At 39.8% G+C, this 17,494-nt stretch carries 17 protein-coding genes; 12 read left to right on the top strand and 5 right to left on the bottom strand.

What is annotated here, in order from left to right; all coding sequences use genetic code 11:
* The first annotated feature begins 94 nt into the window (after positions 1-94).
* The 6 genes from M2419_RS26025 (at position 95) to M2419_RS26000 (ending at position 5,154) form a co-directional block, all read left to right on the top strand.
* Positions 95-1,105: a hypothetical protein gene (locus tag M2419_RS26025; protein WP_153845715.1), complete on the top strand. Its 1,011-nt coding sequence runs from the start codon at positions 95-97 to the stop codon at positions 1,103-1,105.
* 733 nt (positions 1,106-1,838) lie between these two features.
* Positions 1,839-2,054 (top strand): hypothetical protein, encoded by a 216-nt coding sequence (locus M2419_RS26020; protein ID WP_259256111.1) that lies wholly within the window; start codon positions 1,839-1,841, stop codon positions 2,052-2,054.
* 36 nt (positions 2,055-2,090) lie between these two features.
* Positions 2,091-2,573 (top strand): hypothetical protein, encoded by a 483-nt coding sequence (locus tag M2419_RS26015; RefSeq protein WP_259256110.1) that lies wholly within the window; start codon positions 2,091-2,093, stop codon positions 2,571-2,573.
* Between the two features lie 233 nt (positions 2,574-2,806).
* Positions 2,807-3,238: a nuclear transport factor 2 family protein gene (locus tag M2419_RS26010; RefSeq protein WP_112374911.1), complete on the top strand. Its 432-nt coding sequence runs from the start codon at positions 2,807-2,809 to the stop codon at positions 3,236-3,238.
* A gap of 285 nt (positions 3,239-3,523) precedes the next feature.
* On the top strand, positions 3,524-4,009 hold the full coding sequence (locus M2419_RS26005; protein ID WP_153845713.1) for a hypothetical protein: 486 nt from the start codon (positions 3,524-3,526) through the stop codon (positions 4,007-4,009).
* Positions 4,010-4,164: 155 nt separating this feature from the next.
* Positions 4,165-5,154: an energy transducer TonB gene (locus M2419_RS26000; RefSeq protein ID WP_153845712.1), complete on the top strand. Its 990-nt coding sequence runs from the start codon at positions 4,165-4,167 to the stop codon at positions 5,152-5,154.
* A 72-nt stretch (positions 5,155-5,226) separates the two neighbouring features.
* Here the strand turns inward: M2419_RS26000 and acs are convergent, their stop codons facing one another.
* Positions 5,227-7,143 carry an acetate--CoA ligase gene (acs, locus tag M2419_RS25995; protein WP_153845711.1) on the bottom strand — a complete coding sequence of 639 codons (1,917 nt, stop codon included), beginning with the start codon at positions 7,141-7,143 and terminating at the stop codon, positions 5,227-5,229.
* Between the two features lie 184 nt (positions 7,144-7,327).
* Here acs and M2419_RS25990 point away from each other — a divergent pair, with 184 nt between their 5' ends.
* Positions 7,328-8,194, top strand: a complete 867-nt coding sequence (locus M2419_RS25990) for a hypothetical protein (RefSeq protein ID WP_153845710.1) — start codon at positions 7,328-7,330, stop codon at positions 8,192-8,194.
* Between the two features lie 124 nt (positions 8,195-8,318).
* Here M2419_RS25990 and M2419_RS25985 read toward each other — a convergent pair whose 3' ends face one another.
* The 3 genes from M2419_RS25985 to rsmA are packed head-to-tail and all read right to left on the bottom strand — an operon-like array spanning position 8,319 to position 11,275.
* A complete protein-coding gene (locus tag M2419_RS25985; RefSeq protein ID WP_153845709.1) occupies positions 8,319-9,251 on the bottom strand; it encodes an NAD(P)-dependent oxidoreductase in 933 nt (310 codons plus the stop codon).
* 58 nt (positions 9,252-9,309) lie between these two features.
* A complete protein-coding gene (locus M2419_RS25980) occupies positions 9,310-10,494 on the bottom strand; it encodes an FAD-dependent monooxygenase (RefSeq protein WP_153845708.1) in 1,185 nt (394 codons plus the stop codon).
* Position 10,495: 1 nt separating this feature from the next.
* Complete coding sequence (gene rsmA, locus M2419_RS25975; protein ID WP_153845707.1) at positions 10,496-11,275, bottom strand: 16S rRNA (adenine(1518)-N(6)/adenine(1519)-N(6))-dimethyltransferase RsmA; 780 nt, start codon at positions 11,273-11,275, stop codon at positions 10,496-10,498.
* Positions 11,276-11,356: 81 nt separating this feature from the next.
* Between rsmA and pdxA the strand changes: the two genes are divergently transcribed.
* The 4 genes from pdxA (at position 11,357) to miaA (ending at position 15,623) form a co-directional block, all read left to right on the top strand.
* Positions 11,357-12,412 (top strand): 4-hydroxythreonine-4-phosphate dehydrogenase PdxA, encoded by a 1,056-nt coding sequence (pdxA, locus tag M2419_RS25970; protein WP_070560760.1) that lies wholly within the window; start codon positions 11,357-11,359, stop codon positions 12,410-12,412.
* A gap of 171 nt (positions 12,413-12,583) precedes the next feature.
* Positions 12,584-14,017, top strand: coding sequence for a CCA tRNA nucleotidyltransferase (locus tag M2419_RS25965; protein WP_153845706.1), 1,434 nt, complete (start codon positions 12,584-12,586; stop codon positions 14,015-14,017).
* Between the two features lie 45 nt (positions 14,018-14,062).
* Positions 14,063-14,656, top strand: a complete 594-nt coding sequence (locus M2419_RS25960; RefSeq protein ID WP_153845705.1) for an IS1096 element passenger TnpR family protein — start codon at positions 14,063-14,065, stop codon at positions 14,654-14,656.
* A gap of 46 nt (positions 14,657-14,702) precedes the next feature.
* Positions 14,703-15,623 (top strand): tRNA (adenosine(37)-N6)-dimethylallyltransferase MiaA, encoded by a 921-nt coding sequence (gene miaA / locus M2419_RS25955; RefSeq protein WP_153845704.1) that lies wholly within the window; start codon positions 14,703-14,705, stop codon positions 15,621-15,623.
* A 151-nt stretch (positions 15,624-15,774) separates the two neighbouring features.
* Here the strand turns inward: miaA and M2419_RS25950 are convergent, their stop codons facing one another.
* Entirely contained in the window at positions 15,775-16,845 is a 1,071-nt protein-coding gene (locus M2419_RS25950; RefSeq protein ID WP_046672808.1) for a branched-chain amino acid aminotransferase, read from the bottom strand.
* A 325-nt stretch (positions 16,846-17,170) separates the two neighbouring features.
* On the opposite strand from M2419_RS25950, the gene M2419_RS25945 reads away from it, so the two are divergent.
* The gene (locus M2419_RS25945; protein ID WP_153845703.1) at positions 17,171-17,329 is read left to right on the top strand and encodes a hypothetical protein; all 159 of its coding nucleotides are present in this window, start codon (positions 17,171-17,173) and stop codon (positions 17,327-17,329) included.
* Positions 17,330-17,494: the final 165 nt, after the last annotated feature.

The following is a 17,494-nucleotide window of genomic DNA, read 5'->3' as shown; positions in this document are numbered from 1 at the left end:
AGGAAAGTGTATGATCCATAAAGAAGTATAGGTGTTGCAGAAAAGCAAATAATGCAATAACTTAGCGTAACCTATTTTCTGAAATTTACTTACCATGAAACGTATTATTTTCCTCCTATTCATTATTCTTATAAATTCAGTTGCAGTGCAAGCGCAACAAAAGACCAGAGCATTTCAATTTAAGAAACCTGTTAAGGTCGTTGAACATGCTAAGTATAGCAAGATAAACCTATACGACGCAAGAGAGATAAAAGATAATCTCGGCGTCATACAGGTCGGTATGATGAATGCAAACCGGTTGTTGGTGGCGGAGCCATCATTGGAAAAACAGTTGCAGAGCCAATTGGAACAAATAACCGGTCGTAAGGGAAATGGTGAATTGCTGATGCGATTGGAAAAATTCTGCATAGCGGAATTGACGGGAGCTTTTTCTGAAAAGGGATTTTTGGACTTTAGAGCAATCTTATTCTCAAAAGAGGCTAATGGAGAATATTTACAGCTAGCCCGAGTTGATACAGCTATTGTCGTTAAAGGGATGGATGTAACCAAAGCGACTTTGGCACGCGCCAGCGAGGTTGTCAATAACCTGATCTTTGATGCATTAACCAAAAACGGCGATACCACAAAAAGCTATAGTCTCAGTGAAATCGAACATTACGACGATATTCAAAAGAAACAATTAGCGTTATATAATACTTCAACCTATAAAGATGGACTTTATCGGAGCTACGAGGAATTTGCCCTTCAAACACCATCAGGTGGGCAGGCCCAATTAAGAGAGGGTGATTTAAACTTAGGCTTCTTTAAAGAGAATGAAAAAGGGAAACTTAAAAAGGTAAACCCGAAAGATTATTATGCAGTAGTGCATGCTGGTAATCCTTTTATTTCAAGTCAGGATCAGTTTTATGCTTTAATCAAGGAAGATGATGATTTTATTTTTGTTGGCCCCGTTATGGAAACTGCATCTGCAACCAATGTTGTTGTAGCTTCCGTGTTGCTAGGTGCGATAGGAGGTGCGTTGGTTGCAGGCCCTGAAACAAACTACTATACACAGAAACTCGATTATGCAAATGGTAGCTTTATTCGAATGCTGAATAAACAATAATATGTATCTCTTATTTACATCGTAAAAAACTTTTGGTCGAATCTAGTATATCGTCTTATATTTCGTCTAAATTTGATGTGTTCGGGGTTTTCCACAGAATGTTAATAACATTGTGGAAAACGTTATCAATCCAGAGTTGTTAAATAGGTTTCTTGTTATCGAAATGGATTAATTATATAAATTAAATAAATTTCTCTTTGGGTGTTAAATGTTTTTTTGTATATTAAGTTGTACTATATTAACCCTTGACTAATGAAAACCAAATTTATACTTGTTTTAATATTGTCCTTCATCGTCTGCTTTTCAATAGCAGCTGCTATATACTATTTCTTGGATGAGAAATCGTCCATTCCAGATTCCTTGTTCGTGGGGGCTATATCAAGCTCTATCGTGATTACATTATTCTCAAAGTTCAACACAGCCACTCGGCGCAAATAATTATATTTTCTTGGCACCAACTCTACACCAACTTACGATCAACTCCGTACTGTAACCACCTTGTGTGCACAGTGAGTCCACGTTGAGTCCACCTTTTAAAGGTGCTTTCACTGTACAGACATCCTGTCTGCACCTTGCTTGCAGTCAGAAGGCGGTTAGGAATTGGTTATAACTAATCCCAAAAAAGGTATCACTAAATTTTCAAATTTACAATTGCTGTTTGCTGCAGCTTCCGAAATCCTTAAAAATGAACAAGATACTTGACATAGGGTCGTTTTGGTAGTATATTTATTGTATGGGAATAAATGATAATGGCTATATCCGTGGACTGGTTGGCCCACTGGTAAGCAGAAAGGTAGGAACAAAGAACTACATTCAAGGTAAACCACATCGTGTAAAACAAAACGTCGACACGAAGAAAGCTGGTAAAGATTTTGGACAGGCAAGTCGCGCGGGCGCTGCAATTAGGCAGGCTTTTGGGTTAGTGCATCAGGAACTGCATGATGGATAGATGGGCAATCGCTTGAATAGACAGATTTATAGGGCAATGAAGACAAGTATCAATGACGATAGGGGAACACTGTGCCTAAACAACTGTAGGCTCGACAGATTGGTGAATTTCCAATTCAACGAAAATTTCCATATGCAGGATGCGCTGAATATCGATCCAACGGTTAACCTAACCGAGGAGAATCAGATCGAAATATCATTTCCAATATTTGACATTAACCGAGCATTGCTGCTACCCAAAGATTGTAATGCTATCGCCTTTAAATTCCATACCTTTTCTTTCAATTTCAAAGAAAGGGAGTTCACTGAGGTAAAAGATGAAGAATGGGAAATCGATATCGTCTATGGACAGGATCCAATTCCGGCCAAGACGATCAGCATTCCATGCAACGAATTTGTTGGTACACCCATCCTGGTTGGATTTACGATCATATATCTTTATAAAAATGGCCGACGGTGCAATGTGCTCAATGAAGTTGATTGTACGCCAGCAACTATTCTAGCTGCTTTCCAGTTATAAAAGTGATATTAATCTTTACGTATATTTTTTCCTACCGGAGCGGATATCCATTTACCGCTCCTTTACCACCATTTACCGACTTTTTTATTCCGTTGATCTAAATGTAATAAAATAGGATGCTGCGTTGTCTTACTTTTGAATCAGAATCTTAAAGGAAATGATGCAACAAAATCAATATCCTTGCGACAATAAGAAAAGAGACAAAAAAACTAACAATATAAAGTATAGCAATTATGAAAACTTTAGTAAAGACATTCGCAGCAGCAGCATTGATTACACTATCAACTTTCGCAATGGCAGCAGCTGACCCTGGTAAAGCATTGAACCTTTCCACAGCCGATTTGGCCATCGATAGCTATGTGTCGGTAATGACAGAAGGCGCATCTCAGGGCGTAGAAAAATTGTTTGCATCCGAATTCAATCAAAAAGTTCAGGGAAAAGCTGCACGCACCAATAGCCGTTCGGAAGTCATTTCGTTCCTGAAAAAGCAAAAAGGTGAAAAATTGAACTGCAGCACAAGTACCGAAGTACTCGAGGAATCTGAAAACTATATGGTGGCACGTATCACCATGAAGTTTGAGGATTTCACGAAAACAGATTTGGTGACATTAATCAATGAATCGGGAACCTGGAAGGTTGCAAGCTCCGTAAACTCGTATAAATAGAAACTGTTTAATTAAATTCATATGTTTATTTTAGCCACGTCGGGATGATGTGGCTTTTTTTGTTGTATCTTTGTTAATGGATCTGTTTAACTAAGTATAACTGAAATGGATGGTCACAAAGAACATACTTCACAATGTCTTAGCGAATCTGAAATTGCTTTATTGAGGGCCGGACTTAATCGTACTTATAAGGAGCGATTTGAAATGACTACCCGTCTTTACAAAATTCAACAAACGCTTAAAAAGGCAAAAATTATTCATAAACCCTTTTATCAGAAATAGTGTATGGATATTTTTGATCAGGAAATTTTAGAGTTTTGGCAGAATTTAGAGCAATCAAATGTAGCGTACATTATGATTGGAGGTTATGCAACCAATTTGCATGGCTTTCAAAGGTTTACTGGTGATTTAGATATTTGGATAAAAGACTCATTGGATAATAGAAAACGGTTAAGGGAAGCATTCAGGCTATCTGACCTTGGTGATATTCCACAGCTGGAAACTATTCCTTTCGTAGCTGGCTGGACAGATTTTCACTTGAATAATGGGCTTCGCTTGGACATTTTGACAGATATGAAAGGGCTTGAAGGTTTTTCATTTGATGATTGTCTCGAATTGGCATCCATCGCGGAAATTGATAACGTAAAAATCCCTTTTTTACATATAAACCAGCTCATCGCTAATAAAAAGGCAATCAATAGACCAAAGGATCAGATCGATGTTCAGGCATTGGAAGAAATTGTCAGACTTCGAGAGGATGAAGGTGAGTAGGTTTTCTGAGTTATCCACAATTTTATTAACATAATGTGGATAACATAAAAAAGGTGTTTTGAAATCCCAATGCGATAAAATTAAATTTTATTTGGCCGGCTAATTTTTTTACTATCCGGGATATTTGTTATTATTACCCTGTATTAACAATTATTATGAAGTATTATTTACATTTTTTGACAAGATCTATCTGCTTTTTATTATTCACCCTTTGTGTATCACATCTTCTCGCTCAGAACAAGATTTCCTACTATAAAAAAAATGGAGAAGAAACTAGGCTGAAGGACTCTGCTTATTACCTTAGGATAGTTCGTCCCGAAGGAAATGGAAATGATACATTTTATCGCGTGGAGGAATTCTATTTTCACAATGATTCAGTTAAGCTTAACGCTATAAGTAAAACTGCCCAATCACCTTTAAAATATCATGGGAGAAAATATGAGTTTTATGAAAATGGTCGTTTAAAGGACTTAGAAAATTTTTTTAATGGAACCAAAATAGATTCTGCCTTTTATTTTTATCCAAATAATCAATTGAAGAAAATTTTGTTTTATCCAAATAGGGTGGACGCAAAGGGGGAAGTACAGGTAGAAAAGCCCATTTATGTAGCATATTATGACTCTCTCCGGAATAGAACATTGGAAAATGGTAATGGTTTAATTCGTTTTTCAGGGTACAGGAATAACTATGAAGAAGGAACTATGTTAAATAGTTTACGCGAGGGCGAATGGCACGGCAAATTGGGAAAAGATAGCTACGTTGAAATCTATAGCAAGGATAAATTGATTTCGGGCATCACAACTAAAGAAAATGGGGTTTTAATAAATTATGATTCAACAAATTATATGATTCCACCTCAATTTCCCGGTGGAATATCCAGATTAATGGGCTATATCGGCAGTCATTATATTTACCCCAAAGAAGCTATTCAAAATAATGTAAGCGGTGTGTTGTTGATTATGTTCATGATCGACCATGAAGGGAATGTAAGAGATGCTGTAGTGAAAGAGGATTTGGGGTTTGGTACAGGGGATGAAGGTATTCGCGTGCTAAAAAAGGCTGGGAAATGGAAGCCTGGTGTTCAGCGCGGTGAAGCGGTAAATGTGGCTTACATACTACCTATCCGACTGAATGCTAAACGGTGATGTGAGAATTAGTTTCATACAACAAAAGAGCCTTCCCCAGGGAAGGCTCTTTTGTTAAAAGTATGCACTATACTATTTTTTCAAAGCCGCAGCGCCTTTGATGATTCCTTCTACAACGGCAGGATCTTGAAGTGTCGAAGTATCACCTACATTGGCGATATCGTCTTCGGCAATCTTGCGTAAGATACGACGCATGATCTTTCCTGAACGTGTTTTTGGTAGATCATCAACAAATTGGATAATGTCTGGTTTAGCAATTGGACCGATAATACGTGAAACGGTTTCCATGATATCCTTTCTGGTGGCTTCTGCATCGGTATGGTGATTCGCAATGACATAAGCATAGATACCTTGGCCTTTTACTGGGTGCGGATATCCGACAATAGCGGATTCAACAACGTCAGCGTGCATATTGATGGCATTTTCAACTTCTGCTGTACCAATGCGGTGGCCCGAAACGTTCAATACATCATCTACACGGCCTGTAATTTTATAATAGCCTTCTGGACTACGGAAACACCCGTCGCCTGTAAAATACATATCCTTATACGTCGAGAAATAGGTTTGACGACATCTGTCATGATCCCCCCATGTCGTGCGTAGCATACCTGGCCAAGGGAACTTGATACATAGGTTTCCTGTGACATCATTGCCTTCGATTTCTTTTCCATTCTCATCCATCAAAGCGGGTTGAATGCCCGGCATCGGGAACATCGCATAACTTGCTTTTTCCGGTGTTACTCCCGCCAATGACGTGATCAAGTGGCCTCCATTCTCTGTCTGCCAATAGGTATCAACAACAGGACAATTCTTTTTACCAACTTTTTCATTAAACCAGTTCCAGGCTTCTTCGTTGATTGGCTCACCTACAGATCCCAAAACACGCAAAGAGGAAAGATCGTTCTTGTCGACAAATTCGTCACCAAAAGCCATCAATGAGCGCAATGCCGTAGGGGATGTATAGATAATATTGACGTTGAACTTATCAACAATGTCCCAATAACGGCTTGCATCTGGGAAGGTTGGAATACCCTCAAACATTAAAGAAGTAGCTCCTTGTGATAACGGCCCGTAGACGATGTAACTGTGTCCTGTAATCCAGCCAATATCTGCTGTACAGAAAAATACATCGTTTGGCTTATATTGGAACGTATTCATAAAGGTATAGCCTGTATACACCATATAACCGCCACAGGTATGTACTACACCTTTAGGCTTACCTGTGGATCCCGATGTATAAAGGATGAATAAATTGTCCTCAGCATCCATCTCTTCTGCTGGACATGCTGGATTTCCTTGTGTTTCTACTTTTTTGATCTCATCTTCCCACCATACATCGCGTCCTTTGATCATCGATACCGGTGTACGTGTACGTGTTAAGACAATTACTTTTTCAACAGTGTCACATTGCATTAAAGCATCGTCCACAATGTTTTTTAAACCAATGGTTTTATTGCCACGGTAACTACCATCTGAAGTAACGATCAGTTTGCATTCCGCATCGACGATACGATCCGCAATAGAACGTGCTGAAAAACCTCCAAACACCACCGAGTGGATAGCGCCGATACGAGCACAGGCTAATACAGCGATAACCAATTCAGGAACCATTGGTAAGTAAATACATACCCGGTCTCCTTTTTTGATGTTATTATTTTTAAGTACGTTGGCAAATTGCTCTACCTTTTGTAGTAATTGCTTATAGGAAAGAATGCGGTGCGCTTCATTTGGATCGTTAGGTTCCCAGATGATGGCTGGTTTATCACCATTAGCATAAATATGGCGATCAAGACAGTTTTCTGTAATATTTAATTTAGCACCCTCAAACCATTTGACATTGGGTTCCTCAAAGTTCCAGCTCAGCACTTTATTCCATTTTCTCTTCCAGAAAAAATGATCTGCAATGCTCGCCCAAAACTCCTCAGGTTGTTCTACACTTCGCTTATATTCACTTTGATATTCTTCAAATGATTTTATTTGTAGGCTCATCGTTATTAGGATTATTATGAATTATTTTAATTTATATTGTTATCGTTGCGAAATTGTTTTTGATATTTCGATTTCGGTGTACAATTTAGCGGTTTTTGCCCATTTTATCAAAAAATTGATGTTTAATATAATGTTAAACTACTTTTATCTATAAGATTGTTATCTTGCATCAAGATTTACCAAGATGTCTTTTCTAAGAAAGCTATTCTATATTACAATCTATACAAATCTTCTGATCGCCATGGCGGCCATGGCACAATGCGCGCTGACTTATATCATATTTGAACGGTCTATCAATTGGTATATCGTTTTAGTGGAAGGGACAGCGACTTTGTTGCTTTATAATTTTAGCCTGTGGTGGTCCAAACCGAAGAACCCAAAAGAATCAAAATTCCCGCGGACACGCTGGATCTTTAATCATGAATGGGTCATGTGGTTAAATAATGGTATCGCTCTGCTTGTGCTTGGTTATTGCTTGTGGTATATTCATGTGTACTCCTTTTTGTTTTTGGGATTTATTGGAATCCTGAGTCTATTATACGGAATGCCCCTGTTTACTTTCCGTGACCGCAAAGTGGGCCTTCGACAGATACCTGGGGCCAAGATTTTTCATATTGCCCTGGTCTGGGTCTGCAGCAGTGTGGTGCTTCCCTATGTGGAACTGGCCAATGTCGGTGTCAAAATAGATCAGTGGGTTTTTATTGCGCTCTGCGGATTGAAGTTCATATTTTTGGTTATCTGTACATTGCCTTTTGATATTCGGGATATCCAACAGGATTCCTATTATCACCTGCGGACTTTGCCCAATATGCTGGGCGAACAAAAAGCTAAAAATCTAACTTATGGGTTGTTGGGCCTTCATTGTGTTTTGATCTTGACGGTACCTTACACGGTACCTATTAAATTTGGATTGATTCTGACCAACGTGCTCATATTTGCATTGCTAAAATTGGCTGTTTTCAAAACAAAAGATCATTACCACTATGCTTATCTACTTGACGGTAGCTTGGTGCTTCAGTTTCTGATTGTTGTTCTTGTCCAGACCTTTTAGCCCTTACATTATAGGCTGTAAAAGCTTAAGCCTATTACCCTTCGGCATCCTTAAGAATAGAACTGGCTACCCCAAAAACACCTTTGTTTGATCAGAGATCTTGACAAATAGCTCTTTGTAAAAATTAAGATGTCAGAAAGGCGATGATCTTATCTGCAGCCACTTCCGATAATTTATAATAACTTTCGAATGTCCATCCGGCAACATGTGGAGATAAGATCACATTGTCTCTACGGATAAGATCTGCATACCAGTTCTGCTCAGCCAGTTTTGGAAACTTTTCTACTGGCAACACATCGAATGCTGCTCCGATAATGGAACCGGAATCAAGGCCGCTAAGCACTGCGGGTACTTGTACAATACCGCCTCGTGCCCCCAGTAAAAAGAAAATAGGTTTTTTAAATTTAGCCAGATAATCCGCATCAATCATCCCCTTTGTTTCATCCGTTAAGGGGATATGGAAACTGATCACATCGGCTTCTTTGCAGATCTTTTCCATGTCTGCTGCCGATGCATATTGATCCGCGTAGTCGATTCGATATTTATCATAGGCAAGCACCTGTACATCAAAACCGGATAGTTTTTTTGCCATGGCCATACCATTGTGCCCATAGCCGATCAAGCCTACAGTACGTCCCTTAAGTTCGTATCCACGATTGGCTTCACGCAACCACTGGCCAGATCGTATTTGTTGGTCACCCCGATTCAGATTGTTCATTAGACTGAGCAACATACCGATCATATGTTCACCTACAGCATCCCGATTGCCTTCATTGGCCGGAATTAACAGCACATCTCTTTGCGCAGCAACTGTATCGTCGATATTGTCCATACCTGCACCGGCACGGGCGATAAAGCGGAGGTTTGGTGCCAGGTCAAAAAAAGCTTTATCTACCTGAAATTTGGAACGGATAACCATACCCGAGTAATTGGAGATGATTTTTTCAGCTTCTTCTCGGCTGATATCAGGTTGATAATTGTAATGTATACCTGCCTGCTCAAATTTTTTAAGCATGACCTCATGAATATCGTCGACGATCAAAATTGTAGCTTTCATTCAATTATTTTTTATGTAGGGTCTGTTCGTGCATGTCATTCCTGTGGAGTACGTTGATTTAGATCCTAGTGTCTTCATTACGGTTGATCTGCATAAAATCTACAGATAGTAATTTGTTCAGCTGTTGTTGTTTCATGCGGTTAGGCATTATTTTCATGCCAAAATTTCGCATTCCTATTAAGAATGGATTCTCCCATTGTGCAATTTTTCCTATCCTCCAGGAAGTATTACAGATATAGTTTACCCGATCCAATCTTCTTTTTTCGAATCCTTGGAAAGCCAAATTAACGGAAGCTGAGGTCTGGAGTTCATCCACGAGCACAGCAACATCTTCAATAGCCTGACAGGCTCCCTGGCCCAGGTTGGGAGTCGTCGCATGTCCGGCGTCACCCAATAATAGGATATTGTCAAAAGCGAGTTGTTGAAGTGGTTCGATGTCAATGATGTCATTTGCAATTAGTTCGCTATCCTTTGTTTCCGAAAGAATTGTTGGAATAGGGACATGATAATCTTTGAAGTTGTCGAGGAGCTCCTTTGTTTTCCAATTTTTTAAGACCGGATTTTGTGCCTCAGCATTGATGCATGCGTACCAATAAATGCGGTTATTGACAAGCGGTGTCATCCCAAAGCGTCCTTTGCTGCCCCAGGTTTCCGTCCCTTTACTGAGCTGTATACTGCTATTATCGATAGTTGCCCGCCAACAGGTATAGCCTGAATAGCGGGGTGCCGATCCCGGTATCAGTTGTTGTCGTAATGCTGAGTGTACGCCATCGGCAATCAAAAGGGCTTGACCACGTACATGGCTTCCGTCTGCGAAATAAACTTGAATATCTTCTCCCTCTCGTTCAAAGGAAACGGCTCGTTTGCCGAGATGAACCTGTCCATTCGGGATTTTGGATAAGAGAAACTGATGCAGATCTGCCCGATGGATGGCGAAATTGTCCTGTTGATATTTTTGACTGATTGACCTGGTGTCTGGTTCAACAAGAATATTTCCCTTTTGATCCAAGACATTATAAGATGCAAGGTAATGCCCTATCGGAACGATTTCATCTTTCAATCCGAGATGTTCCAAAGCTTGCATGGCGTTGGCCGCGAGCCCGAATCCAGCACCTATGCCTTTGAGTTCAATGGCGCTTTCATAGACATGTGCTTCAATACCTACTTTTGCAAGCCCTATCGCAGCACATAATCCAGCGATACCTCCGCCAACGATAATAAATGTGCTGTCCGATGAATGCATACTAAAGACTGTTTGCTATTTCGCTTGTTAAACCGACAAAATCATCTACAGTCAATCGTTCTGCGCGTAGCTCGTATAGTGGATTATCGGACATTTTATCTTTGGGAACAACACCCGAAAGTGAGTTACGGAGGGTTTTACGACGTTGATTGAAGCCCGCTTTAACAACACGCCAAAATAGTTTTTCATCACAATTCAATTGCTCACGGTCATTGCGCGTCATGCGAATAACGCCCGACAATACTTTTGGCGGTGGATTAAAAGCTCCTGCTTTTACAGTAAAAAGGTATTCTACTTTATAATAGGCCTGTAAAAAGACACTCAAGATACCATATTCCTTGCTGCCCGCCTTAGCTGTACAACGTTCGGCTACTTCTTTCTGGAACATACCCGTCATTTGAACGACACGTTGGCGTTCATCCAAAATTTTAAAGAGAATCTGGGAGGAGATGTTGTAAGGGAAATTGCCAATGACAGCCATTTTCTCACCAAAATACTGTGAAAAGTCAAGGTTCAGGAAATCACCGTGGATCAATCGCTTACCCAATTGGGGATATTTATCGTCCAAATAAGCAATGGATTCGTCATCCACATCGATCAAATAGGTTTCATATTCCTCTTTTTGCAAGAGAAAATCAGAAAGTACACCCATTCCCGGACCTACTTCAAGCACTTGGCTAAAACCCAATTTAGGATCCAATGCTTCCACAATCTTTTGTGCAGCATTTTTATCGTTCAAGAAATGCTGTCCTAAATGTTTTTTTGCTCTTACTGTGCTCATGTTGCAAAAGTAAAAAATAAATAAGTGAAAAGTTATTCTAAGAAAAAAATCCCTATTTTTGAATCAAAGCATTTAAACAGAATGAGCGATAAATTAAAAATCGGAATTACCGTAGGCGATATTAACGGCATTGGACTTGAAGTCATCATTAAATCTTTGGTAGATCAGCGTATGTGCGATTTCTTTACGCCAGTGGTTTACGGAAATACAAAGGTTGCTTCTTTTCACCGTAAAGCGATTGGTGTAAATGATTTTAGTTTTAACGTGATCAATGATGCTGAGCAGGCGCATTCCAAAAGAGCAAATATGATCAATTGCTGGCAGGAAGACGTCAAGATTTCGTTGGGTGAAGAAAACGAAATTGGCGGTAAATATGCTTTCCTTTCGTTGGAGAAAGCTGTTGAAGACCTGAAAGCCGGCAAGATTGATGCTTTAGTGACTGCCCCAATTAATAAGCATAATATTCAACAGGAGGGATTTCAATTTCCGGGCCATACCGAATATCTGCAGGCCAAAGTAGAGGCTGATGATGTATTGATGTTTATGGTTTGTGATGAATTACGTATTGGTGTGGTAACAGGTCATATTCCACTGCATGAGGTTGCGGCTAATATTACCGAAGAAGCTATTCTTAAAAAGCTAGCCCTGATGAATGACTCGTTGAAGAAAGATTTTTGGATTGAAAAGCCTAAGATCGCGGTTTTGGGCCTAAACCCACATGCTGGCGATCATGGGATTATTGGTACAGAAGATGATCAGATCATTAGACCTACCGTAGAAAAAGCAAATGAACAGGGGATCTTCTGCTTTGGTCCATACCCTGCCGATGGATTCTTCGCAAAAGGTGCTTATGAGAAATTCGATGCGGTACTCGCAATGTACCATGACCAGGGTTTAATTCCTTTTAAGCATATTGCCAAAGGTGCCGGTGTAAACTTTACAGCTGGTTTACCTATCGTACGTACTTCGCCAGATCACGGTACAGGCTATGATATTGCTGGAAAAAACTTAGCTTCTGAAAGCTCTTTTGTAGAGGCAATTTTCTCGGCTTTACATATTGTAAAACGCCGCCGTGAACAAGCCGAATTACTTAAAAATCCACTTGCTTTCCGTAAGTTATCCAAAGATAGAGACTAAATATTCCGTCTTACTTTTTTAGGGACAAGGATAAAGATTGTTGATGTTAGTCTGTAAGCTCGCCGCTTACAGTGTCAGCGTCTTTGATCCTTGTTCAATTGTCTCTAATTCCAATACAAAAAAAATTGTTACTTTTGCAGACTGTTTGGTTTTTTACCTGCTGTTCTAACTATGTACGATAATTTACAACATCCAATATTTTCAATCATTAAGGAACTCGCCGAGACAACAAATACAGAATGTTATGTCATTGGGGGGTATGTTCGCGACTATATTATGAAGCGGCCTTTTAAGAATGATGTGGATATTGTTGTCGTCGGCAGCGGCATTGAATTTGCGACTTTATTGGGTGATAGGCTACATACCAAAGTTGCTGTCTATAAGAATTTTGGTACAGCAATGTTGGTTTATGAAGGACTCAATGTGGAGTTTGTCGGTGCCCGAAAGGAATCTTATCGTGCCAACTCACGTAAGCCTATTGTGGAAGACGGTACCTTATCCGATGATCAAAATCGACGTGATTTTACGATCAACGCGATGGCGTTTTCATTGAATAAAGCGGATTATGGTACTTTAGTGGATCCATTTGACGGCGTGCAGGATCTTGAACAGCGTGTTATTCGAACGCCTCTGGATCCGATAGAAACGTTTTCCGATGATCCGTTGCGTATGATGCGGGCCATCCGTTTTGCGACACAACTAAATTTTAAAATCACGATTGATGCGATCAAAGCGATTAGCGATACCAAAGAGCGAATAAAGATTATCTCGAAAGAACGTATTATCGATGAGATCAATAAGATTATTCTCTCACCTAAGCCGTCAGTCGGTTTTAAATATCTTTTTGATACTGGTCTCCTGGAATTGATATTTCCAGCCATGTATAATTTACATGGGGTTGATGTCATTGATGGCAAAGGCCATAAAGATAATTTCTACCATACGTTGGAAGTGCTGGATAATGTATGTGAATTGTCTGAAGATCTCTGGTTACGTTGGGCAGCGATTATGCATGATATTGCCAAACCGGCAACAAAACGTTTTGATAAAAAGCTCGGCTGGACGTTTCATGGCCACGAAGATCGTGGTGCCCGTATGGTACCAAAGCTTTTTGCTGAATTGAAGCTGCCGCTCCATGAGAAAATGAAATTTGTTCAAAAGCTGGTACAATTGCATCTTCGGCCTATTGTCTTGGCGCAAGATATCGTAACGGATTCTGCCGTACGTCGTCTGTTGTTTGAAGCGGGAGATGATATTGAAGCCCTTATGATGCTATGTCATGCGGATGTGACCACAAAAAATGAGTTTAAAAAGAAAAAATATCGTCAGAATTTTGAACTTGTCAAACAAAAATTGAAGGATGTCGAAGAGCGAGACAAGGTTCGAAACTGGCAGCCGCCGATCAGTGGAGAGGATATCATGATCCTATTTGGCTTAGCGCCAGGGCGTACTGTAGGCCAGCTGAAAAATTTGATTCGTGAGGCTATTCTGGAGGGCGAGATTCCAAATTCCCGATTAGAGGCTTATCAATTCTTGGTGAAAAAGGCAGGGGAAATGAACCTGACGGTCAAACAAGAAATCCCATTGGAAATTTCCAATTCTTAAAATATAGTATTAATTTTAGAGGGTTAAAAGAAGAAAATAGCAGAGATGGCAATTTATAGATTTAGAGTTACTTTTGAGGATTATGAAGATGTATATCGTGAGATCGACATGCCTTCTAAAAGTACATTTATAGACCTACATGAGGAGATCCATAAATCAACAGGATATGCTCCAGATGCATCTTCCTCTTTCTATGTGAGTAATGATCAATGGAAAAAGGGAATTGAGATCGCATTTAAGCCTACACAACGTAAAAAAGATGCTGAGGTATTGTTGATGGAGAATATCCGTTTGAGTAAGTTTATCGATGATCCACATCAGAAATTTTACTACGTTTACAATTTTGATCGTCCTTATGATTTCCAGGTTGAATTGATCAAGATCTTGAAGGAAGAGGATGGGAAGGACTATCCGGCGCTGTTTAAGTCTATGGGTCAGGTTCCTAAAACCATGACTGCGGCTAATTTCCCAGTAGCGGATGCTGTTGAAGAGGACGATTATGTGGAGGAAGACGATACGCAATATGGCGTAGATGATGAAGACGAATTGGATGGTTTCGACAGTGATGGTGACGATGAGGAAGAGAGCGAAGAAGGTGAAGAGCGTGAAGAATCCAACGGCTACGAAGACGAATATTAATTAAGAAGACTTTACAGGTCCTTTTAGGCCTGTGAAGTGCTATATTATGGCAAATAGAAAAACATTGATAGCCATTGTGGGGCCAACTGCCGTTGGTAAGACTACAATGGCTATTTCATTGGCACAATATTTTAAAACAGCGATAATTTCTGCTGATTCTCGTCAGTTCTATCGGGAAATGTCTATTGGTACAGCTAAACCAGATCCAGCGGAACTTGCTGCTGCTCCCCATTATTTCATTGATTCACACTCCATCACGCAGGATTATTCTGCAGGAGATTTTGAACGTGAGGCTTTACTGAAACTAGATGAACTATTTCAATTGCATGATGTCGTAATTATGGTAGGTGGATCGGGCCTGTTTGTACGGGCCCTGTGCGAAGGATTGGATGATCTGCCCAAGGCCGGGGATGAAGTGCGCGAGCGACTTAATCATGAACTTGCAGTATTGGGATTGGAGGTCTTAAAAGATCGATTGAAAAGTATTGACCCTGCATATTTTGAAACGGCAGACATCGATAATCCGCAACGTGTCGTACGGGCTCTTGAAGTTTTTGAGGCGACAGGTAAACCGATGTCCTTTTACCATAAGAAAGATGTCGAGAAAAGACCTTTTGATATACTTACCATTGGCTTGAATATGGATCGGGCAAGATTATATGAAAGGATCAATTTACGTGTAGATTTGATGATGGCAAATGGCTTACTGGACGAAGTTAAAAACCTACTGCCCTTTAAGACGAAACCTGCACTGCTCACTGTCGGTTATGCTGAGTTGTTTGATTATCTCGATGGCAAGCAGTCTTTGGTGGAAGCGACCGAAAAAATCAAACAAAATTCGAGACGTTATGCCAAGCGACAGATTACATGGTTTAAAAAATATGGTAATACGCACTGGTTTCAATCCCAGGAAACAGCCGCTATAATTGATTTTATTCAAAAGGAGCTGACGGGAGAGCATTCCTAAGCATTTAGCAGGAGTAGAGAACTTGACGTTATCCGCGAAGATTCAAACGAAGCTTATAGACCGCGTTTCAAGGCATGTATAACGTATATAGGCAATAAAAAAAGCCTTTGTTATTATTAATAACAAAGGCTTTTCTATTTCATTTTGGAAATTACTTTACTAAATAGTTCCATCCGAATGGATCTTCTACTTTGCCATAGCGCAAGTCGTTGAGGTAATTCAAAACACGATTTGAAAACTCTCGGCCCTCTACTGGTGGCAAGTGATAATCTTGTCCTTCAAAACCGATACGGCTGATATCGGTAATTGTGGCTGCCGTACCAGCTGCGAAAGCTTCAGTTACTGTACCGGCTTTAATACCGTCAATTAGTTCTTGAATAGATACCTTTCTCTGCTCGGCTTTATAACCCCATTTCTCCGCCAATTCCATAATTGTACGGCGTGTTACACCGTGTAAGATTGTATCACCATGTGGTGTAATAATCGTATCTCCAATGCGGAAAATAAGGTTTGCCGTACCTGCTTCTTCAATATATTTATGTTCAGAAGCATCTGTCCACATAATTTGGTCATAACCTTCGTCATTGGCCAATTGTGTAGGGTAAAGCGATAAGGCATAGTTACCCGCATTTTTAGAAAAACCAACACCACCTTCTGCTGCACGCGTATAGTAGGTCTCAACTTTTAAGCTGATTGCTTTGCTGTAATATGCGCCTACAGGACCAGTGATAATGATAAATTTGTATGACTTTGAAGGGTGTACACCTAATGCCGCTTCTGTTGCGAACATAAAAGGACGGATGTACAATGATGAACCTTCTTTTGCCGGGATCCAGTTACGGTCGATGTCCAATAGTTTGCTTAGGCCATCCATAAAAATCTCCTCAGGTACCTCCGGCATTTGAAGACGTGCGGCAGATTTGTTGAATCTTTCCCAGTTTCTGTCCGGACGGAAGATACTCACTGTTCCATCTGCAAATTTATAAGCTTTGATTCCTTCAAAGATCGCTTGACCATAATGTAAAGCGGACATCGAAGGACTAATACTGATATCTCCATAAGGGACGATGCTGACATCTTTCCATTCACCGTCATCATAGTTTGCGACCAGCATGTGGTCGGATAAAATCTTTCCGAATTTTAGATTGTCGAAATCTACTTGCGAGAGTCTTGAATTTTGAGTTGGCTCTACGCGAATTGAATAGTTCTCTGTCGCGTTCATCTTATTTTTTAATTACTTAGGCTAAGTTAGGAAAAAAATGAAATATAAGTTGCACGTATACCCGGATAATTTACCCGCTTTGATATGCCTTTTATTTCGGACAGTTGTTCCCTATTTTACTACACTTTTTTTTGAAATGGAAGAATTTTACTTCATATTTCTCGGCTAGCCCGTATTAATAATTAAATGTGTTAATTTTTTATTAATTAACACGGTGATTTGATATTGTGGCATAAAGTTTGGCTATACAGAATGCGGTCCTATAGATGGGCTTTTTGGTCCGCAGTAACGCTATAAAATCACTTATCATAAAAATAAACTTAGTATGGAATTGACTCACAGTCTTAACAAAAGTAGTGAAGTAGCATCAGGCGATAATCGCTCAGTGTTACAGGGTGAAGTTGAAGTTCAGAAGAAAGGTATTTCTATGAATTTTATCCTTGGTTTTTTTGTTTTTTTATATAAAACGGCAATTAAACCTTAACAAACCTCCATTATAGTCTAAGCTTTCTTGAGCTTATCAATTAGACGAACTCACAGCAGTTCTTTAAAACAACAAAATTCAGCAATACGAGATTAGCCAAAATAAGGGAATCCAAAAATTTTGGCTAATCTCCAGCCGGAGACCACCCTATTATTCGGTCAGTAT

It is taken from the genome of Sphingobacterium sp. BIGb0116 (assembly GCF_024808035.1).
GTDB lineage: Bacteria > Bacteroidota > Bacteroidia > Sphingobacteriales > Sphingobacteriaceae > Sphingobacterium > Sphingobacterium paramultivorum.
Note: the sequence above shows the minus strand (reverse complement) of the source record. Positions and strands in the feature narration are given on the sequence as shown.